This is a genomic window from Fodinibius sp. SL11 (assembly GCF_052060035.1).
Taxonomy (GTDB): Bacteria; Bacteroidota; Rhodothermia; order Balneolales; family Balneolaceae; genus Fodinibius.
Window position 1 is genome coordinate 25,414 of record NZ_JBPOEA010000012.1, and the last position, 21,500, is coordinate 46,913.

General features: G+C 42.5%; 18 protein-coding genes. 7 read left to right on the forward strand and 11 right to left on the reverse strand.

Annotated features, from left to right (window positions below; translation table 11 throughout):
* Positions 1-63: 63 nt before the first annotated feature.
* On the reverse strand, positions 64-1,773 hold the full coding sequence (gene recJ / locus ACQ76V_RS12375) for a single-stranded-DNA-specific exonuclease RecJ (RefSeq protein WP_441000814.1): 1,710 nt from the start codon (positions 1,771-1,773) through the stop codon (positions 64-66).
* A 391-nt stretch (positions 1,774-2,164) separates the two neighbouring features.
* On the opposite strand from recJ, the gene ACQ76V_RS12380 reads away from it, so the two are divergent.
* The 4 genes from ACQ76V_RS12380 to ACQ76V_RS12395 all read left to right on the forward strand — a co-directional run bounded on the left by ACQ76V_RS12380 (position 2,165) and on the right by ACQ76V_RS12395 (position 6,880).
* Positions 2,165-3,337, forward strand: coding sequence for a Glu/Leu/Phe/Val dehydrogenase dimerization domain-containing protein (locus ACQ76V_RS12380; protein ID WP_441000815.1), 1,173 nt, complete (start codon positions 2,165-2,167; stop codon positions 3,335-3,337).
* A gap of 94 nt (positions 3,338-3,431) precedes the next feature.
* Positions 3,432-4,334 (forward strand): Hsp33 family molecular chaperone HslO, encoded by a 903-nt coding sequence (hslO, locus tag ACQ76V_RS12385; RefSeq protein ID WP_441000816.1) that lies wholly within the window; start codon positions 3,432-3,434, stop codon positions 4,332-4,334.
* A gap of 87 nt (positions 4,335-4,421) precedes the next feature.
* The gene (locus ACQ76V_RS12390; protein ID WP_441000817.1) at positions 4,422-5,687 is read left to right on the forward strand and encodes an NAD(P)/FAD-dependent oxidoreductase; all 1,266 of its coding nucleotides are present in this window, start codon (positions 4,422-4,424) and stop codon (positions 5,685-5,687) included.
* 50 nt (positions 5,688-5,737) lie between these two features.
* Complete coding sequence (locus tag ACQ76V_RS12395) at positions 5,738-6,880, forward strand: DmpA family aminopeptidase (protein ID WP_441000818.1); 1,143 nt, start codon at positions 5,738-5,740, stop codon at positions 6,878-6,880.
* Between the two features lie 63 nt (positions 6,881-6,943).
* On the opposite strand, the gene ACQ76V_RS12400 is transcribed toward ACQ76V_RS12395, so the two are convergent.
* The 8 genes from ACQ76V_RS12400 to ACQ76V_RS12435 form a co-directional block, all read right to left on the reverse strand.
* Entirely contained in the window at positions 6,944-7,402 is a 459-nt protein-coding gene (locus ACQ76V_RS12400; protein ID WP_441000819.1) for a HesB/IscA family protein, read from the reverse strand.
* A gap of 17 nt (positions 7,403-7,419) precedes the next feature.
* The gene (locus ACQ76V_RS12405; RefSeq protein ID WP_441000820.1) at positions 7,420-8,103 is read right to left on the reverse strand and encodes an AlbA family DNA-binding domain-containing protein; all 684 of its coding nucleotides are present in this window, start codon (positions 8,101-8,103) and stop codon (positions 7,420-7,422) included.
* A gap of 86 nt (positions 8,104-8,189) precedes the next feature.
* Positions 8,190-9,200: an NAD(P)H-dependent glycerol-3-phosphate dehydrogenase gene (locus ACQ76V_RS12410; protein ID WP_441000821.1), complete on the reverse strand. Its 1,011-nt coding sequence runs from the start codon at positions 9,198-9,200 to the stop codon at positions 8,190-8,192.
* A gap of 5 nt (positions 9,201-9,205) precedes the next feature.
* Complete coding sequence (gene plsY, locus ACQ76V_RS12415; RefSeq protein WP_441000822.1) at positions 9,206-9,910, reverse strand: glycerol-3-phosphate 1-O-acyltransferase PlsY; 705 nt, start codon at positions 9,908-9,910, stop codon at positions 9,206-9,208.
* A gap of 92 nt (positions 9,911-10,002) precedes the next feature.
* Positions 10,003-10,881 carry a lipoyl synthase gene (gene lipA, locus ACQ76V_RS12420; RefSeq protein WP_441000823.1) on the reverse strand — a complete coding sequence of 293 codons (879 nt, stop codon included), beginning with the start codon at positions 10,879-10,881 and terminating at the stop codon, positions 10,003-10,005.
* A gap of 18 nt (positions 10,882-10,899) precedes the next feature.
* Complete coding sequence (gene lipB / locus ACQ76V_RS12425) at positions 10,900-11,664, reverse strand: lipoyl(octanoyl) transferase LipB (protein WP_441000824.1); 765 nt, start codon at positions 11,662-11,664, stop codon at positions 10,900-10,902.
* A 69-nt stretch (positions 11,665-11,733) separates the two neighbouring features.
* Positions 11,734-12,732 (reverse strand): sigma-54 interaction domain-containing protein, encoded by a 999-nt coding sequence (locus ACQ76V_RS12430; protein ID WP_441000825.1) that lies wholly within the window; start codon positions 12,730-12,732, stop codon positions 11,734-11,736.
* 528 nt (positions 12,733-13,260) lie between these two features.
* Complete coding sequence (locus tag ACQ76V_RS12435; RefSeq protein ID WP_441000826.1) at positions 13,261-13,896, reverse strand: response regulator; 636 nt, start codon at positions 13,894-13,896, stop codon at positions 13,261-13,263.
* Positions 13,897-14,228: 332 nt separating this feature from the next.
* On the opposite strand from ACQ76V_RS12435, the gene ACQ76V_RS12440 reads away from it, so the two are divergent.
* Positions 14,229-17,483 carry a CheR family methyltransferase gene (locus ACQ76V_RS12440; protein WP_441000827.1) on the forward strand — a complete coding sequence of 1,085 codons (3,255 nt, stop codon included), beginning with the start codon at positions 14,229-14,231 and terminating at the stop codon, positions 17,481-17,483.
* Positions 17,484-17,582: 99 nt separating this feature from the next.
* Here the strand turns inward: ACQ76V_RS12440 and lpdA are convergent, their stop codons facing one another.
* Together lpdA and ACQ76V_RS12450 are read right to left on the reverse strand one after the other, a co-directional pair.
* Positions 17,583-18,989 carry a dihydrolipoyl dehydrogenase gene (gene lpdA / locus ACQ76V_RS12445; protein WP_441000828.1) on the reverse strand — a complete coding sequence of 469 codons (1,407 nt, stop codon included), beginning with the start codon at positions 18,987-18,989 and terminating at the stop codon, positions 17,583-17,585.
* Positions 18,990-19,186: 197 nt separating this feature from the next.
* The gene (locus tag ACQ76V_RS12450; protein WP_441000829.1) at positions 19,187-19,666 is read right to left on the reverse strand and encodes a cupin domain-containing protein; all 480 of its coding nucleotides are present in this window, start codon (positions 19,664-19,666) and stop codon (positions 19,187-19,189) included.
* Positions 19,667-19,816: 150 nt separating this feature from the next.
* On the opposite strand from ACQ76V_RS12450, the gene ACQ76V_RS12455 reads away from it, so the two are divergent.
* Positions 19,817-20,530 carry a hypothetical protein gene (locus tag ACQ76V_RS12455; RefSeq protein WP_441000830.1) on the forward strand — a complete coding sequence of 238 codons (714 nt, stop codon included), beginning with the start codon at positions 19,817-19,819 and terminating at the stop codon, positions 20,528-20,530.
* Positions 20,531-20,603: 73 nt separating this feature from the next.
* Entirely contained in the window at positions 20,604-21,383 is a 780-nt protein-coding gene (locus ACQ76V_RS12460; protein WP_441000831.1) for a zinc-dependent metalloprotease family protein, read from the forward strand.
* The last annotated feature ends 117 nt before the right edge of the window (positions 21,384-21,500 follow it).

The following is a 21,500-nucleotide window of genomic DNA, read 5'->3' on the forward strand; positions in this document are numbered from 1 at the left end:
AGTTGCCAAATATAAAATCTTTTGAACTTTATACAAAGAGGATATCGGGATTTTCTGTTGCTTTTATTCAACCTCAACATCTCGTAAACGGATCTGCAAGGTGCGTCGGCCATTCCATTCATTTTCTTCGAGTGAGTACGCAATATTTAGTTGATTATCGTCGCCGTTTCGGATTACGGGAAGATACTCGTGCATATTGAAACCGATGACATCAAATGCTCCAGAACCATTTTGCTTGACCTTCATCTTAAGATGCCCTTTGCCCACAATCGTTGGTACGCCCACCACTTCTACATCTCGGCTGACAAAAATAGGCCGCAGATTGCCGGGACCGAATGGTTCGAATTGGCTCAACAGTTTCCAAAAGCGCATGTCCACATCACTGAGATCGAGCTCACAATCAATTTTCAACTCAGACTTAAAATCTTCATCAGACAGCCGTTCTGCGGCAATATCATTAATACGCTGCCGAAACTCGGCAAGATTTTCTTTGGCAATCGTCAATCCCGCAGCATATTCGTGCCCGCCAAACTGTTCGAGTAAATCCTCGCATTCCTTAAAGGCATCATAAATATTAAAGCCGTCAATACTTCGCGCCGAACCCTTAATTTTTCCATCTACCGTACTCAACATTACTGCGGGACGACCATAGGTATCTACCAATCGAGAAGCCACAATTCCGATTACGCCCAAATGCCAATCGGGATGATGCAGCACCATCGATGAAATTTTGTCCAGGTTATAGTTTTTATCAACCATAGCCTTGGCTTCCTCCATCGTCTCTGAGTCTTTATTGCGCCGTGCCACGTTAATGCTTTCCAGTTCGTGGGCTCTGGATTTTGCCTCCGCCGGCGTATCAGAAATAAGAAGTTGTACAGCCTTTGATGCATCTCCCATACGTCCGGCTGCATTAATACGCGGACCGATAGAGAACACGATGTTCGATGTTGATATTGATCCAACCCTCAAATTAATTAGGTCTAACAACGCCTTAACGCCTATCCGAGGTTCAGAATTAATACGCTTAAGTCCTTCGCGCATCAAGATTCTATTCTCATCCTCGATAGGAACAATATCCGAGGCAATGGAAATGGCCACCAAGTCTAATAGTTTAAAAGCTATGCGATCAGCCAACCCAAGTTTTTTTATCGTCCCCTGGATCAGCTTAAAACCAACGCCCGCTCCCGAAAGTCCTTTGAAGGGATAGCTACAGTCACTGCGCTTGGGATCGAGCACTGCCACTGCATCGGGAATAGTATCGCCCACATTGTGATGATCACAAATAATTACATCAATACCTTGCTCCTTGGCCTGCTCTGTCTCCTCAACTGCTGTAATCCCACAGTCCACCGATACGATCAGGTCGGCATTGGTATCAATAGCATATTGTATTCCTTCCTGATTAATTCCGTATCCCTCCTTAAACCGATGGGGAATATAAAAGTCTACATCAACCCCAAACTCTTTGAGAAAAATATATAAAATAGATGTAGAGGTTGTGCCGTCCACATCATAATCCCCGTAAATAAGGATGCGCTCTCCATTACGGATGGCTTCTGCCAATCGGGACGTTGCCCTGTCCATATCCTTCATTAAAAAAGGATCATGCAGCTGACTCAGGTCGGAACGGAAAAACGCTTCTGCTTTATCATAAGTATCAACACCCCGCAGTACAAGAAGGCGGGCTATTTTGGGGGGAACTCCCAGCTGATCCTGCAAATCGGATATAGCTTCTTCGTTCCCTGGCGTAGTAAAAACCCAGCGAAAAGACATAATTATCTGTTTTTTTCTTTTTTGTCATAAACGGCATACCGGCGGTCAAACCTGATAGCCATGCTACCCTGCCATAAAAGGAAGGGGCTTTGAAGTATTATTAATTAAAATACAATATCCGGAGTAAAATTCATCATAAAACTAAGCACATTACAACTTAATTTTAAGTGCCGGACATCTTAATTGAGTTCAAAATACTACCAAATTTGCGCCAATTTTTGTACATTCCCATACTTTGCTTAAACCGACTATTCAGATATTAATCTTTACCTAAAATCCACTGTGGCGATACGAAAAAACTTCTTAACAGACGAGCACTTTGTGCTATTGGAGTTTTAAAAAAACAACTGATTTTTTGAATGATAGTTTTAATGATTTAACCCACATACTCATGGAATCAACTACTTTAGAAAAAGATACAGCTACCGACCTAAGTGAGGATTTTCCACTGTTCGATAAGCTGCAAAACTATAAGCATGAACAGATTGTAGTCTGCTCGGAACCAACGATGGGACTTAAAGCCATCATTGCCGTTCACGACACGACTTTGGGTCCGGCGTTAGGCGGTGTACGAATGTGGCCCTATAATAATGAGCAGGAAGCTATTCGTGATGTCCTCCGTCTTTCTCGTGGGATGACCTATAAAGCAGCTATTTCCGGTCTTAATCTCGGTGGTGGTAAAGCTGTCATCATTGGCGACCCCCGCAAAGAAAAAAGCGAAGCTCTCTTTCGTGCTTTTGGTCGGTATGTTGACAGTCTCGGTGGGCGTTATATTACTGCTGAAGACGTGGGAACGGACGTTCAAGCAATGGAATGGATTCGTATGGAGACCAAATATGTAACCGGTTTACCAAAAGCCATTGGTGGTAGCGGCGACCCCTCTCCCGTGACGGCATACGGCGTGTACCAGGGCATGAAAGCATGTGCCAAAAAAGCGTACGGATCTGACTCGCTTGAAGGAAAACGCATTTCCATCCAGGGGGCTGGACACGTCAGCTCATACCTTGCCGAATTTCTGGAAAAAGAAGGGGCTGAATTATTTATCTGTGATATTTATGAGGATAAAGTAAATGCTCTTGCCGAAAAGGTGGGTGCCGAAGTAGTCGATCCCGACGAGATTTACGGACTGGATGTCGATATTTTTAGTCCTTGTGCCCTCGGCGGTATTATCAACGATGACACCATGGACCAGTTCAACTGCGATATTATTGCCGGTGCGGCAAATAACGTACTTGATGAGGAAGAAAAACACGGTCAAATGCTATTAGATAGCGGCATTATTTATGCACCGGATTATGTTATTAATGCCGGAGGCCTGATCAATGTTGCCAGTGAGCTGGAAGGCTATAATGAGGAACGAGCACACGGCCAAGCAGAAAAAATTTATGATACCATACTTGATATCCTGAATTATTCTGAAGAAAATGATACCCCAACCTTTACCGCCTCTAATATTCTTGCAGAACAGCGCATGAGCAACGTCGGTAAAATTCATAATATTTATACGTCTCAAAGTAACTTTACCGGCCATATCGGTGATCTTTACAAACATGCAAATCTGTAGAAGCAGTCCTTAAAACATTATATTTAAGGCGACCTAAATTTTTGGGTCGCCTTTTTTGTTGTTCCCTTGATAAAACAGATAAAATTAGACGGTTATGATTTCAAAAGAAGATTTTATACAGAAAGATCGCCTCATTAAAGGCATAGCAAAAGATAAAAACCTCAAAATTTCGGTTGTTAAAACAACCGATGTGGTTAAAGCCGCCCGTAAAAAACATGGCTTATCTTTGTTAAATACCATTTTACTCGGGCGCGCCCTTACGGGCACTATGCTAATGGCATCAGAGCTGAAAGGCGAAGAGCGTATTAAGTTACGTATTGAGGGGCAGGGCCCAGTTAAACTACTTGTTGCCGAAGCAAACCGCGTGGGCGAAGTTCGGGGTTATGTTCAAAATCCCCAAGCAGAAATTAATTACAACAATGATACCAACATTGGAGATGGATTAGGGGTAGGCGTTTTAACTGTTAGCAAAACTCTGTATAACGAAGCCGAACCCCGTAACAGTAGCATTGAGCTCATCAACGGGAATATCACAGATGACCTGGCTTACTACATGGTACAATCTGAACAAATACCCTCAGCCATTTTACTTGATGTAGGCATTGACGAAAATGGCAATGTCACAGAAGCGGGAGGTCTGATGATACAACGCTTGCCGGATGCCCCTGAGGGAGCTATTGATCAGCTACAGCAAAAAATGCTGCAATTCGATTCAATCAGCCAAATGCTTTCCAATGATCTCTATATTGATGATATCATGGAAAAAGCAATGGATCCCATCAACGTAAAAGAACTTGATCGCCAGCCGGTCGACTTTTTCTGTCGCTGTACCCGCAAACGCTTTAAAGATGCCCTGGCAATGCTCGGCTACGACGACCTGAAGGAGATTAGTGATGAGGGGCAAGAGCTTGTTTGTCATTTTTGCAATGAACACTATCATATTAGCAAAGAAGAGATTGAAGAATTACTGATGGAGACAAAAGCAAAAATGAATTAACAATGAGTTAAAAGCTGCGGGTTCTAAAGTTTCAGTTTTTTGCTCCCCAAGCTGTAAACTTCAACTTTTAATATTCAATCAGCACTTATGGGGCACAAACATGTTGTAATAGTCGGGGGTGGATTTGGGGGCATTTCTGCCGCAAAGCGGCTAAGAAAAGCTGACGTCGATATTACGATTATCGACAAGAATAACCACCACCTTTTCCAACCGCTACTTTACCAGGTTGCCACGGCCGCTCTTTCACCCGGTGATATTGCCGTTCCTATTCGAGCTATAATGGGACAACGCAAGGGATTAAAAGTGCTACTTGGCGAAGTTGTTAACATCAATAAGCAAGAGAACTACGTTGAACTTAAAAGTGGTAAAAAAATCAGTTTCGATTACTTAATACTAGCGCCAGGGGCTCAGTATAACTATTTCGGAAACGAAGATTGGAAACAGCATGCTCCCGGACTTAAATCGGTAGGCGATGCCCTGCAAGTTCGGGAACGCATCCTACTCTCCCTTGAAAAGGCCGAACAGCTGGAGGATCCCAAACTGCGGGAACCCTACCTCACTTTTGTGGTTATCGGTGGTGGTCCAACCGGCGTTGAGATGGCCGGGGCTATCGCTGAAATCGTTAAACGTAATATGATGCGTGACTATAACACCTTTAGCAAAAATGAAACGCGCATATTTCTGGTTGAGGCTACTTCTAAAATTCTTAATGGATATCCTGACTCTCTTTCCGAAAAAGCTCGTAAAACACTTGAAGAGATGGGGGTACGGGTATTATTAAACACCCCTGTTACTGATATCAATCATCAAAAAGTTTCGTTTTCGAAAGGCACCATTGAAACGCCAAATATCATCTGGGCAGCGGGTATTGCGGCATCACCGCTGCTGAAATCCCTCGAAACCAAACAGGATCGTACTGGAAAGGTATTCGTTAATGATGACCTCTCGATTCCTAACCATGAAAATATTTTCGTGATTGGGGATGCAGCACATAAAGTGGATAAGAATGGCAATCCGTTGCCGGCCTTAGCTCCTGTTGCTATCCAACAAGGGAAATTTCTGGGCAACTTGATACAGGATGAAGGTAACGGAAAAGAACGTGATAGCTTCACTTTTGTCGATAAAGGTACGATGGCTACTATAGGACGTGCCAAAGCAGTTGCTGATATTCGTGGTTTTAAATTCAGCGGTTTTTTCGCATGGATTATTTGGTCGGTAGTTCACATCTTCTTTTTAATTGGATTCCGGAACCGTTTCCGGGTTTTTATTGAGTGGATGTGGCATTACTTTACATTCAAGCGTGGTGTGCGACTTATTACCGATCGATTCAGCACAGAAGAGGATAAAACATAATCCACATCCATAAACTAAACTGAACTTGCTCTTTTTTTTAACACCCTGATATGTCAATCCGCAAACTTTTTCTCTACCTATTCATTATCACTTTTATTCCAGTTACCATACTGGCTCAGGACAAAAATATCCGCAATTATGGTATTGAAATCGGTGTATTGGATCCCGGTGAATATAATGCCATTACGGATGTAGCAGGTATTCAGGTGGGCCACCAAACAATAATCGAAAGTGATAATATTCGAACTGGAGTAACCGCTATTCTTCCTCACAGTGGCAACATCTTCCAGCAAAAAGTGCCCGCTGCCGTTTATGTTGGAAACGGCTTTGGCAAGCTGGCCGGCTCCACCCAGATTGAGGAGCTTGGAAACTTGGAAACACCTATCATCCTCACCAATACTCTTAGCGTGCCAACTGCCGCCGACGCACTTATTGATTATACCTTCGGCTTTTCAAAAAACGACAAAGTCCGTTCCGTAAACCCTGTCGTGGGTGAAACAAACGACGGATACCTGAACGATATCCGCGGTCGTCATGTAGATAAAAATCATATCCTAAAAGCAATAGATAGTGTACAAGCAGGTTCTGTTCCACAAGGAAATGTTGGAGCCGGAACCGGAACCATTGCTTTTGGATTTAAAGGTGGAATTGGCACTTCCTCCAGAAAACTGCCAGCAAATTTGGGCGGCTATACGCTGGGCGTTTTAGTGCAAAGTAATTTTGGGGGCGTATTGCAAATTGCCGGCGTTCCAGTGGGTAAAGAGCTCGACAAGTACTATTTAAGTGATGAACTAAATGAATCGGCGGATGGCTCTTGCATGATTGTGGTAGCGACCGACGCTCCGCTTAATTCTCGCAACCTTAAACGCTTGGCCAAACGAGCAATGCTGGGACTGGCAAAAACCGGCGGCATCGCTTCTAACGGAAGTGGCGATTATGTGATTGCCTTCTCTACAGCCAAATCTGTACGTATCCCCTATCGTTCTGATCACCCCCTTCAAAAACAAAATGTATTGCGAAATAATGTTATGTCTCCACTATTTATGGCCGTTAACGAAGCTACTGAGGAGGCAATTATCAACTCTCTTTTTCATGCCGAAACGATGACGGGAAGGAATGGGAATACGGTTGAAGCGCTAGCCATCGATTCAGTACTTCAGATTATGGAAAAATATGGGAGACTGAACAAATGAAAGGAATAGCCCTATTTAAGGCATTACCAACCTTTGGAAGTTTCGATGATGCCAAATACGAAACTATGTAGCAAATGAACTTCCGCAGCCGCAAGTCTCACTGGCATTAGGATTATCAAAGGTAAAGCCACGAGCATCAAGCCCATCCGGATAATCTACAGAAATACCTTTCAGATACATCATGTGCTTGGGATCAACTATGATCTTAATTCCCTGGCTGATAATAATCTCATCTTCTTCAGATTCAAAATCAAAGCCAAGCTTATAGCTTAATCCCGAACAACCGCCGCCCTCAACAGCAACACGCAAACAGAGGTCGTCATCAAGGTCTTCATCCTTTCGGATATGGCGAACCTGGTCGGCAGCCCGTTCAGTAAGTTGCACAGCCGGGCCGCTGAATTCCACATCAGCAGACTCCTGCATCTCTTCCAATGGAGACGTACCATTCTGTTCGGTACTCTCATCTTCATCAACAAGATCAGCGATGACACTATCCAGATTGTCTTCGGGTTCAGCAGGCATTACAGTAGTTCTTAAAATTAACGTTCATTTTCTTGTGTATACGTAAAATAATCAGTGTTATCCTTCCGGGTTAAATTCAGGATATCGGCCGCAACCAAATTTACCAAGATTGCAGACGCCTTTTTACGAGGTATATCTACAATCTGTGCAAATTTTTTAACGGTTATTTCACCATATTCATTCAAATAGCGAAATAATTTTTGTTCATCCGGTCCATATTCAAACGTAACTCCTTCATCCGAATTACGTTTCTTAATAATTTCAATAAGTTCTTTGCTCGCTACCTTGTTTTGATCTTTCTCGCGCATAAAAACGACCTGTTCATTGTCGTCTTTTACAAACACCGGCTTATTGATCACTTCGGGCACTTTTATCACCAGAAGATCGCGGTCGCCAAAGTGTACGATCTCAATTTTAATATCCACCGCAGGCTCACAGAGCTTTTTAGCTGCTTTATCAAGCAAAAACTCTTCTTCCTGATATCCCATCACGCCCACCAGTGACTTATCATCATCTACTCCAATAAGCAGTGTTCCTCCTTTGGTATTGGCAAAAGCAGCAATTTCGCGGGCAATTTTATAAGCTGATGGGATGGTGCGCTTAAATTCCAGATATAACCCTTCGCCGGTCTGAGCCAGATTCTTCACATCAAGGTAATCCATCTCAGAAAGTGAGGCCGTACTGTGATTTTGAGAATACATAGCCACTCAATCTTTTTTAGTACAAACGAAGATAATAACAAAATATTAAGCTTAAATGAACTTTTGTCCTGCTTACCCTCCCACTTTTAAATCACAATCTCTTCTTTTGGGTTCCGGGTCATCAAATCGTACAGCATATCTTTAGGATCTTCCTGCTCAAAAAGTACGCGATATACTGCCCCGGTAATCGGCATTTCAACACCTAACTTATTACTCCAGTCAAGTACAGAGCGTGTTGTTTTGACGCCTTCAGCCACCATATTCATATGAGACACAATATCATCCAGGCTTTTGCCCTGACCAATATTATAACCTACAAAACGGTTTCGACTGTGCTCACTGGTACAGGTTACAATCAAATCACCCATGCCTGCCAAACCTGAGAAGGTATCTTGCGATGCCCCCAACTGCATACCCAGACGTTTCATCTCGTGTAATCCTCGTGTCATCAACGCTGCTTTGGCATTGTCACCAAGTTCAGCTCCGTCAACAATTCCGGCAGCAATAGCCATGATATTTTTTACAGCTCCACCGATCTCAACGCCAATAATATCATAGTTGAGATACACCCGGAACATAGGGGTCAAAAAAGTTTCCTGAATAATCTGCGTCGTACGCTTAGAATTGGCACTGGCCACCACCGTTGTAGGCTTAAACTTGCTGACCTCCTCGGCATGACTCGGCCCCGACAATACCCCAATATGATCATCAACAATAGTACCTTCCAGCACTTCACTCAACACTTGAGACATCGTCATAAAGGTATCATTTTCGATCCCCTTGGCAACACTCACAACCATTTCATCACCGTTAAGATGTGATTTTATATTCGAAGCCACCTCACGCATAGCATGTGATGGTGTTGCAAATACCACCATCTCGGGTTCATCGAAACATTCTTCGGGATCGGTTGAACATACCACGGAATCCGGCAGAGTTACATCAGAGATATAGGAGGGGTTGCGATGTCTTTTATTAATGCCATAGGCCACTTCCTTCTCCCGTGCCCAGAGCTGTACCTTGTTACCGGCACGTGCTAAAACAATTGACAACGCCGTTCCAAAACTACCGGCGCCAATAATAGTTATTTTCTTCACAATGGTTAACTACCGGATTGCGATTTCTCTTCTTTGTTAAGCCATCCTACGGCCGGACTAAAAGAGCTAACTTTGTTTTCCGTACCGTCTATCAGGCGTTTAATATTTTCTTTATGCTTCACAATAATCGCCAACCCAATAATGCCGGCAAAAATGAGAATACTTCCATCAATATCCCAGCCATAAGCGTACCGAAGAGCCACAAGTACCAAGGGATATACAAATGCAGAAATCAATGACGCTAACGATACAAATCGACTTTTGAGCAACACAATCACGAAAACAACAGTTGCAATCCCTACTGATACCGGCTCGATACCGCAGAGCATGCCGGCAGCTGTAGCCATGCCCTTTCCACCATCAAAATTAGCATATAACGGAAACATGTGTCCCACTACCGCCGCAATACCGCAAGTAATACTCAAGAAAGAACCCAGGCTCCAGAACTCAAATAATGTAACCGGTCCCGCAGCAATATGATAGGCTAACTGGCTAATCCACAACGAACTGGCAAAGCCTTTAAAAAAATCGATAGCCAACACAGCAACACCCGGCCGCCATCCCAAAAGACGAAACGTATTAGTCGCCCCAGCATTTCCACTGCCGTAATTACGAATGTCAACCCCCTTAACAATTTTTCCAACCCATATCGATGAGGGAATGGATCCCACCAGATAACTCAATAATAAAACAACTCCAAGTGCAATCATATTTTTTGATTAAGTGAGAAATGCTAATCCGATTAAATATAAAAGATCAAAAGGAAATATCGAGGTCAATCCTCAAATGGTCCCCAGAAAACTTACACGTGCTTCTCGGCGTGATAGGAAGAACGGACCAGCGGGCCACTTTCAACATGCTCAATACCTAATTCTTCTCCAATCTCTTTATATTCCGCAAATTGGTCGGGGTGCACCCACTCCTCAACCGGCTGATGCATCTTTGTAGGCTGCATATATTGTCCAATGGTAAGCACATCTACCTCGTGATCCACGCAATCTTTCATCAGCTCAATAACCTGCTCACGCTTTTCACCAAAGCCCACCATTATACCCGTCTTGGTTCGCAGTCCCTGATCTTTACAGCGCTGTAATAATTCAAGCGAACGTTCATACTTAGCCTGTGGGCGAATAGTACGATAGAGATCGGGCACCGTTTCCAGGTTGTGACTCAATACATCAGGCGGAGTATCAATCACAATTTGCAGGGCTTCCCAAACACCTCGAAAATCGGGGATAAGAGACTCAATAGTTACCCCGTCAATCGCTTCGCGAAGCTGTTTATGACACTCGGCAAAAATTGGCGCGCCGCCGTCTTCTCGCTCATCCCGATTCACCGATGTTAACACAACATGTTTCAGATCCATCTCTTTGGCTGCTTCAGTAACACGCCGCGGCTCATCCCAATCCAACCCCTGTACCGGCCGACCCGTTTTAACCGCGCAAAATGAGCAGGATCGCGTACATACATCCCCCAGAATCATAAAGGTGGCCGTTCCGTTGCCCCAGCATTCTCCCATATTTGGGCAGCGAGCCTCAGAGCAAACGGTGTTAAGCGATTGGTCCCGCACGGTCTCCGAAACCTCTTTAAATTTTTCACCGGATGGTAGCTTTACACGTAGCCAATCCGGGCGACGCTGAGTGGTTTCGTTACGATCTACGACATTGAGTTCTTTAATCATGGAACTAAAATCAAAAAATTATTGCGATGCTGCTTTTTTATCCGATTTCTTAAGATACGAAAATTGATCGTCCAGTTCAGGGAGGGAATCTACCTTTTTTATGGATACATCAAACACATCCTCAAATTGCGATTTCAGATGTTCTTTTACCTGTGATTCATCAACTTGGTGCCCCAATAATGCTTCAAGGCTTGTCACTTCTTTATCTGTAATGCCACAAGGCACAATATGATCAAAATAACCGAGATCGGCGTTAACATTAAAGGCAAAACCATGCATCGTTACCCATCGGCTACAACGAATGCCCATAGCACATATTTTTTGGTCTCCCACCCACACGCCGGTTAATCCCTCGATGCGTCCGGCTTCAATACCATATTCGGCACAAGTTCGAATAATAACTTCTTCAAGATAGCGCAAATACTTGTGCATATCGGTAAAGTAGCGATCAAGATCTAAGATAGGATATCCCACTATTTGTCCCGGACCGTGGTAAGTGATGTCACCGCCGCGATCAATTTCTATAAATTCGGCATCAATACTTGAGAGTTCAGCCATTCCTTTCAGCAAATGCTCCTTATCTCCACTTTTACCCAGCGTATACACGTGGGGATGCTCTACAAAGAGAAGTACATCATTGCTTTCGTCACCCGGCTTGTAGAGTTTCTGCTTTTTTCGTCGGCTCAACTTTTCATCAACCAGGCGTTGCTGAATGGCTGTTTGCAAATCCCACACCGGACGGTAGGGAGCGTGACCCAAATCATAAAAACTCACCGTATTCATAACCCAATGAAAATACAAAAGGTGAAGCGAAATAACTACTGCATGAACCTCTTACGCCCTGATGCAGCATCAATTATTGGACTCCTCATTTTCATACTTGTCCAATTTGTTATGAAGTGTTTTCCGGGTAAATCCAAGTATTTTAGCGGCCTTGGTCTTATTATTATCAACAGCATTAAGAGTATGACCAATCACCCATTTCTCCACCGTTTCCAAACTGGTTCCAACAGGAAATTGCATCATCTCATTTGAATAATTGCTATGGTTGGAAGGCAAAGTCTCATTGCCACGGCAAATTCGGGGCGGAAGCAAATCTAACTCTATGTTATCATCCTCGCATAAAACCGTACAACGCTCTACAACATTCTTTAGCTCACGAACATTGCCCGGCCAGTCATGACCCATAAAGGCTTCCACACAATCTTCAGAAAATTCCATATCCCTAAAACCATACAAATCCTTATAGTATTCTTTATAGTAATTTATCAACAACGGAATATCCTCTTTTCGGTGCCGCAAGGGTGGAATAAATAATTCAATTACATTTATCCGATAGAACAGATCCTCTCTGAAACTGCCGGATTGTACCAAATCAATAAGCACCTTATTTGTTGCTGAAACCAACGAAATGTCTACTTGTATTTCTTCGCTTCCCCCTACTCTGCGAAATGATCCAAGTTCAACAACTCGCAGTAGTTTTACCTGCGCCGAATACGGCAACTCACTGATTTCATCCAAAAACAACGTCCCTCCATCAGCCAGCTCAAAACATCCTTTCTTCTGAGTATGGGCTCCGGTAAATGCCCCTTTTTCGTGCCCAAATAGTTCACTTTCAACAAGTTCAGGCGGTATCGCCCCACAGTTAACAGCTACCATGGGATTAGCTTGGCGGTCACTGAAATAATGATACAGATTAGCAATAACTTCTTTGCCTGTACCATTCTCTCCATTAATCAATAAAGCAGTGCATCCCCTTTGGGCTATCTGTTTAACCTTGCTGACCAAATCTTTCATGGAGTCATTTTGTGTCAACAATACGGGCTTTTGTACATTTTTTTTCTGTTTCATTGATTTCAGATCCTCATTAGAAAAACACTCAATTTTATAGTGATACTGCCTAACACTTTCTTAGCCAAGTTCTCTTTACCACAAGTTTTCAAACAACGAGAAAAAAAAGATGTGGGGCTGATACTCCCCACATCTCTATAGTTTTATATCCGGTTGCCCGAATATTAGCTCTCTCTCACAACTTCTTTGTTTCAAAAATTACTTTCTGTGAGCTAACTTATTGATACCATTGCAGAAACACGTTACAAGTTAATAGTATTTATTTGTCACAATTATTGGTACAAAGCTTTCAGTTGCAATCTGATACTGCTTCTTTCAAAAATGATATTTATACCGACTGTTCGCTTTTTATATAAAGGACTAACGCTTAAAAAATGTCAACAAGAACATTCTCGGCTAATTGGAGGAGAGCATAAAAAGAGTACACACTAAGAATGAAAAGCTTCAACAGCTTAAGCAGTTATTCTCAAAAAGCGGCATACAATATTTAAATACCTTACTACAGATATTGGGCGAACATAGTCTAATCTATTCAATTAAATTATTTTCCATAGCATAGCGGGTCATTTCTACGTTCGAGCTTATATTCATCTTCTCTTTTATTCGCCTTCGATAGGTATGTATAGTCTGCGGACTCAGCGAAAGCTCGTCAGCAATTTCATTTACATCATTGCCAGAAGCAATCATACATAATACTTCAAACTCTCGGTCCGACAGTTCTTCATGGAGGGCTCCCTCTTTACTAACATCCACTTGTGAGGCCAATTGCTCAGCCACTTCCGGCGTTATATATTTTCGGTTTTCTCTCGTAATCTTTCGTATGGCTTTTATTAATTCATCCGAAATGCTTGTTTTCGTCAAATAGCCATAAGCGCCGGCTTTTAAAGCCCGAATAGCAAACCGCTCTTCAGAATGAATACTCAAAACAAGAACCGGCAACTTGGGATACAAATCATTAAGATGTTTCATCAGTTCAAGACCGCTTTGACCTGGCATTGTTATATCCAACACCAAAATATCCGGCGTTTTTTCTTCCAGCATGGCTAAGAGCTCATCACCGTTCTCCGCCTCTCCTATAATCTCTAAATCCATTTTCCCATTTACTACTTTCTTTATCCCTTCTCGAATAAATGGATGGTCATCCGCAATAACTACTTTTATCATTTGGTTCACCATTACGTTTTAGGTTTTGCTATTATGAAAAAACAATTTGGTAACCGAAACTTTCATTTAAATAACCCTTTATTTGAAATATAGGCATTTACCATGAGTTAAATACTGTTATTACTTTTTAATTTAACCACTTGTAATTACCTCAAATGTTTTCCTTTTTTATAAATAACTTACTTTCATATAGAAATTCCTAAAGTTACTCAGTAGTTGATTTTTATATCCGTTACAGAGTGTAGAAGTACTTATTTTATAGTACCTTACAACTAAGATAATCAAATAGGCTTTTCATCTCGTGTGGTTATAACATTTATCCGGACAATTCAATGGACGAACATCCAAAAAGTAAACAACAAGATGACGAACTGCTGGTAGTAGGTCTTGGTGCATCAGCGGGTGGACTGGAAGCCCTCGAATCATTCTTCGATGCCATGCCCGAAAATCCCGGAATGGCTTTTGTTGTGATTGTTCACCTGTCGCCCGATCATAAAAGCAGCATGGCTGAGCTGTTGCAAGAGCATACATCCATGCCTGTGACACAGGTTTCCAAGAAAACACGAATGGGATCCAATCACATTTATATTATACCGCCCGGACAACTGCTTACCTTAGAAGATCGGGACCTGATATTATCTGAAGCTGATAAAAAAGAAAAAAAGCTTACGACGATAGACCTGTTTTTTCGATCTCTGGGCACAGCCCGCAACAGCTATTCGGCCTGTATCATCTTATCCGGTACTGGCAGTGACGGGAGCACTGGTCTAAAAACCATAAAAGAATATGGCGGTATTGTTTTGTGCCAAGATCCGGAACAGGCCAATTATGACGGAATGCCTCGGAGTGCCCTGCAAACAGGACTTGTAGACTTTGTTCTCTCTGCCAGAGAAATGCCTGCAAAGCTTATCGAATACAAAGACGGCCTTAAAAAGATAAAAATTTCGGATCTCGAAGAGCTGCCAAAAAATGAAGCCAAAGTGCTCAATAAAATTTTTGGCAAAATTAACACCAAAATGGGTCATGATTTTTCTCAGTATAAACGCTCATCCATTCTTCGACGGCTTGAACGTCGGATGCGTATTACACATACAAATACGCTTTCAGACTATCTGACTTATATAACGAATAATTCTCCTGAAATTAATGAGCTTTTCAAAGATTTACTTATCAGTGTAACCAATTTCTTCCGTGATCAGCAAGCATTTGCCGAGCTTGAAAAAACAGTTATTCCCAAACTTTTTGAAGATAAAAGTTCGGAGGACAGTATTCGCATTTGGGTTCCCGGTTGTGCTACGGGAGAAGAAGCCTACTCGTTGGCTATTCTCTTGCACGAATATGCTCAAACCGTTAATAAGCCGCCTGATATCCAAATTTTTGCCACTGATATTGACCGGGACGCTTTGGACATTGCACGCAAAGGGCAATATCCGGAATCTATTGCAACAGATATATCCACCAAGCGCCTCAGCCGATATTTTACCAAAGAAGGGATAAAATTCCAGGTGAAACAAAATATTAGAAACTTAATATTATTTGCCGCCCATGACCTGCTAAAAGACCCCCCCTTCTCAAAACTTGATCTTATCAGTTGTCGGAACGTGTTGATCTACCTGAATCGTGATCTGCAATCAAAGGTATTCAATCTTTTCCATTACGCTCTAAAACCGGGCCAATGGTTATTCCTGGGCCTTTCGGATTCAATTTTAGAAGCCACTGATCTATTTAATTCTGCAGACAATAAATACCAGATATACCAAAAAAATACGGTCTCAAAATCACGGCTTCGCCTACCCCGTTACCCCCTTTCCAAGGAAAGTTTTGCCTCTAAGCCATCACGCAGACAACAAATGTTCTCCAAAGAAAATACCAACATTGAAAACCTGCACCATCAACTGCTGTTCAAAGAATTCGAACCTGCCAGCGTTATCATCAATAAAAATAATGAAGTACTCCACTCAACTTCTGACATTGATCGTTTTCTAAAATACTCCGGTGGGGAGCCGAGCCAAAATATTTTGAATATGATTGTTCCTGAATTACGGAAAGTTCTCAGCCGTCTTTTATTTCAGGCTAAACAAGGGGAGGCTCCGCTCACATCAAAAAAAGTGCAGCTCAATATTGGAGATTCATCTACTTATTATAAAATCATTGTCCGAAAAATAGTGGACCCCAAGGTCCCGGAGGGGTTGCTGCATATTATATTCATGACAGAACCTAATACCCGGGAGAGCCATCCCAAAACATTGAAGGAAGTAAAAGATGTATCGGCAGAAGAATCCGATATTATTGCAGCATTGGAAAAAGAGCTGGAATACACCAAGGAGCAGCTCCATATCACAGTCGAGGAATACGAAACATCAAATGAAGAACTACAGGCTTCTAATGAAGAGCTCCAGTCGATGAATGAAGAACTACGATCGACGACCGAACAGCTTGAAACCAGTAAAGAGGAACTGCAATCAGTCAATGAAGAACTCAAAAGTGTAAATACCGAACTTGAGAATAAGATCGACAAGCTGAACGAGGCCAACAGCAATCTCAAAAACCTGATGGAATCCACTGATATTGCGACGCTGTTTATCGATGGTAATAACTGCTTGCAGTTTTTTACTTCCTCGGCAACCAACCTTTTTAATCTAATACCTTCTGATACAGGACGTCCTTTTAAACATGTGACCCATCAGCTCAATTATGACTCTATACAATCTGATATTAAACAGGTAAATAAAAACCTGGAAACCATAAAAAAGGTCGTAGCTGATAACAACGAGCACCAATACATAATGCGAGTGCGCCCTTACCGTACCATCAACAATAAAATTGATGGGGTGGTACTTACCTTTGTCGATGTTACCTCACTAAAAAAAGCAGAACAGGAACTAAAGGAAGAAATTGAACGAAGTGAAAATTTACAAAAGCAGATATTAAGCAACAGCTTGGCCGAACGCTGGGAGCTCGGCGAATATCTGCACGACAATCTGGGTCAGATTCTTGCAACGATAAAAATTATGATCTACGAACTTAAAAATGAACTTACCGGTTCCGGGGATAATAAAATATCCCCACGGCTCAATGATATCATCAGTGAAATAAAAAACCTTATCGATCTCGAAGTTGACAACATCCGAAACCTGAGTCACGATATTATACCTATTGATGTTGAGCAAGAGGGCGTATCACATGCATTCAACCTTCTTATGCGTCGATCACAAGAGGTTCATGAGATAAAATGTATTCTTGAAACCGATGGGGTATTGGATGAAATTACCAACCGGGAATTATCCACTAATTTGTACCATATCACCCAGGAAGCCATCAAAAATGCTTCCATCCATGGTGAAGCCAAACGAATCCGGGTGGATATCAAAAAGGAAGACGACCAACTCTATTTACAAATTAAAGATGACGGAAAAGGCTTTACCCCTGAGGAAACAAACAGCGAAGGCATGGGACTGCAAATAATGCATCACCGGGTAGAACTGCTGGACGGGACGTTGACAATAAAAAGGCTCCCCGATTCGGATAAGTTTTCAACTTCTGTAGAATGTACCTTCCCAATAAAAATGATTTCTGCAGATAATTGAATAACAAAACCCACAGGGTTTCACAGCAGCGGATAATTAAATTATCTAACTGCTTATTGAACAACCTGCGGGTTTGTGAAATCTATCTAACAGTAATACTTACGAACCGAGATGTACGCCTTCGCCATAAGCTTCTGCGGCTGCTTCCATCACTGCTTCTGACATCGTTGGATGTGGATGCACAGCGCTGATAATTTCGTGTCCGGTTGTTTCCAGATCACGAGCTACCACGGCTTCAGCAATCAGCTCTGTAACATGCGAGCCGATCATGTGGCACCCTAACCATTCGCCGTACTTCTCATCAAAGATGACTTTTACGAAGCCTTCTTCGTGGCCGAGACCTGTTGCCTTGCCACTGGCAGAGAAGGGAAACTTACCGACTTTAATATCATACCCTTCTTCTTTCGCCTGTTCTTCGGTATAACCAACCGAAGCAATCTGTGGCTCGCAGTAGGTACAGCCCGGAATGTTGTTGTAATTGATGGGTTGTGGATCTTCTCCGGCCAAGTTCTCAACACAATTAATCCCTTCATGCGAAGCCTTGTGCGCCAGCCATGGTCCCCCGGCCACATCACCAATAGCGTAAATGTCTTCTACTGATGTTTGATAGGTCTCCTTATCAACCTGTATAGCACCCTTTTCGTACTCAACGCCGATATCATCAAGGCCAATACCTTTCACATTTCCGGCTACACCAACAGCAGAAAGCACTACATCGGCTTCAATGACTTCTTCGTCATCGCCAGACTTAATGGTCACTTTTACCCCATCACCGTCTTTTTCAACCTTTTCAACGGTACTTCCGGTGCGGATATCCATGCCCTTTTTCTTATAAATCTTACCGAGCTCTTTGCCAATATCTTTGTCTTCAACCGGAACCAGCGAATCCTGCAACTCAACAATGGTAACATCAGTCCCGATCGTATTATAGAAATAGGCAAACTCAACACCGATAGCACCGGCTCCGATAATCACCATTTTATCGGGCTGCTCCTCGAGCTGCATGGCACGTTCCGAATCAATAATCATCTCACCGTCAATAGGCAGATTCGGCAGTTCACGCGGGCTGGCCCCCGTAGCAATGATATAATTATCAGCATTAATCTCTTCGATCACCTCATCACTGTCATCCAGCACATTTACCTGATCTTTGGATGCAAAAACACCCTTGCCTTCAAAAACTTCAATCTTGTTGGCCTTCATCAAAAACTGAACGCCCTTGCTCATCTTGTTCGCCACATTTCGGCTGCGATCAATCATACCCCCAAAATCGGCAGAAAAACCATCTACATTTACACCGTAATCGCCGGCATGTTCAATACTCTCGTATACTTCTGCCGAACGCAATAGTGCTTTGGTAGGGATACATCCGATATTTAAACATACACCGCCGAGGTGACGTTTTTCAATAATTGCTGTGTTAAAACCTAACTGTGAAGCACGAATCGCAGCCACATATCCACCGGGACCCGATCCAATTACGCAAACATCAAATTCTTTTGCCATGGGATTACTTGATTTATTTATTGAATAAAAATGGTTGAATGATTGATTTGAAACTTAAATCATTAAAATCAGCAATTTGAAAAATCAATCATTCGGCCATTTTCAAAAGCGCTCTAATTTAAGAATTATAGACGAGAGATATAAGGCTTTACTATACGTTTCTTTGGGATATTAGAAGCTTATCAAAAATTCGGTTTTCATACCGGTTTGGTTAGAATCTTATCCCTTATATTCGGATATTTTTCAGCTAATTTTTCTGGCTCGATCATCTCAAAATCCTCAAACTCAAACCCGGGACTTACTGTACATCCCACTAACGAATAATCACCTGTGCTATAGGCACGCTGCCAGCAATGTTGGGGAACAAGCTGTTGAAATTTAACATTATCAGCATAATCCTTACCTAACTTAAGCTTAATTAGCTTTCCATCCTGGTCTATCACTTCCAGAATTAACTGATCGCCGTCATAAAAATGCCAGACCTCATCTGAACTTACCCGGTGCCAATTGGATAGCTCCCCTTCGGTCAGCAAAAAATAAATGCCCGTACCGGCAGAACGTTCCTCCCCATTCGGCAACGTTACTTGTTGATCACTTTTATAACACTCTCTGTAATATCCGCCTTCTGGATGTGGTGATAAATCCAACTTATGGATCATTTGTTCAACATCATTCATGGTTATATGACGAAACTTTTTTGTTCGAACCCTATTTAATACAATGTTCACAAATTATTATAAAGCTAATCATAATTTATGACGCGCTACCGTTCAAAACTGCTACTGATAAGTATAGCAATTTTTGTCGCTTTTATTTTTCAATCGTGTTTGGATTCTACGGGACCTGAAACCCAAGAACCTGAACAGGGATATTCTCACGTGCAAAATCCGGGTACTTCTGCCAATGATTTTCTGGCTGATTCTAACTTTACACATCTGGTTGTTGAAGTGGATTACATGCCGGGCTACGAACCCAATGCGGAAGCCCTTGACAGCCTTAAAGCTTTTTTTGAGCAACGCCTGCACAAGAACTCAATTACAATCAAAGAACCAACTCAAATTGCTTCCAGAAATCAAGATTCTTACAGTGCAAACAACGTTCGGAATATTGAATCCGAAGAGCGTTCTACATTTTCGCAGGGAGATACGCTGGCCGCTTACTTTATGATTGTGGATGGCAGCTATAGTGAACAGAACCTGATGGGTATTGCCTATTTCAACACCTCCAATGCATTCTTTGGCCCCGCTTATGACGAAGCCAGCAGTGGTCCCGGTTCGATCTCTCGATACCGTGTAGAAGCCATTTCATTTCGCCATGAATTTGGCCATCTTTTCGGACTTGTCAATATCCCCAATTCGGGCACCGAAATGCAACAACCTCACCAAGATCCCGAAAATGGCAACCACTGTGACAACGACCAATGCCTGATGTACTACGCTACCCAAACAACCGATTTAATTGGCAATACTGTAGGGGATCAGGAAATAACCTCGCTTGATGAACATTGTATTGCCGACTTACAAGGTAATGGAGGCCAATAGTAATGAGTATTGAAAAATATCCTAATCAACTAATTTTAAGGCAACAGTAACCAAAATTTATAGTAACTCTGTTATGAAATTATTTAAAAAGTTATCACTCTTTGTCCTTTATATTTCACTGGCAGCTTTAATTAACAGCTGTTCTGATTCCAGCACCGGTCCCGATAACCAACCGCCACAACAAGAATTTGACAGCCAGGCCGCTCCCGGCGATTCTGCTGCATCTTACTTGCAAGCAAAACAATACACTAATTTACAAGTAGAGGTTGACTACATGCCGGGGCATGAACCCACGCAAGAAGGACTAAACAGCTTGCAATCCTTCTTGGAAGGGCGACTTAATAAGCAAAGTATTTCATTTAGTACTCCCACCGAAATTGACGCCGAAAGTCAAACCAGTTACAGCAGTAATGATATCAGGGCTATTGAAGAAGAATATCGAGATAATTATACCGAAGCCGGCGATAACACTTTGCACGTGTACTTTTTGGTTGTTGATGGAGAATATAGCCAGAACTCTAATGTGATAGGGATTGCTTACTGGAATACCTCTGTGGCATTCTTTGGGGAAACCATTCAAAACGTAAGTGGGACACCCCCGACAGCACCATCCCGCGAAAAAGTAGAGAGCACCGTCTTTCGACACGAATTCGGTCATAATATGGGACTTGTAGGCAATGGATCTCCTACGCAAACTGAACATAAAACTGATGGCAGCGCCCACTGTACCACTGATGGATGCCTGATGGAGCCTGCGATTGAAACAACAGACTTCTTTTCCAACTTCAGTGGCGAAGTACCGTCACTCGACGAAGCTTGTATTACTGATCTGCAAGCCAACGGCGGGAAATAATTTTGTGGATTTATCGTGAGTATGGAGTAGTGAGACTTTAATATCTCACTACTCCATATTATTACCGGCTATCTTTCTACCCTTACGGTCTGCTGTGTTCACAGATACTTCTCCATT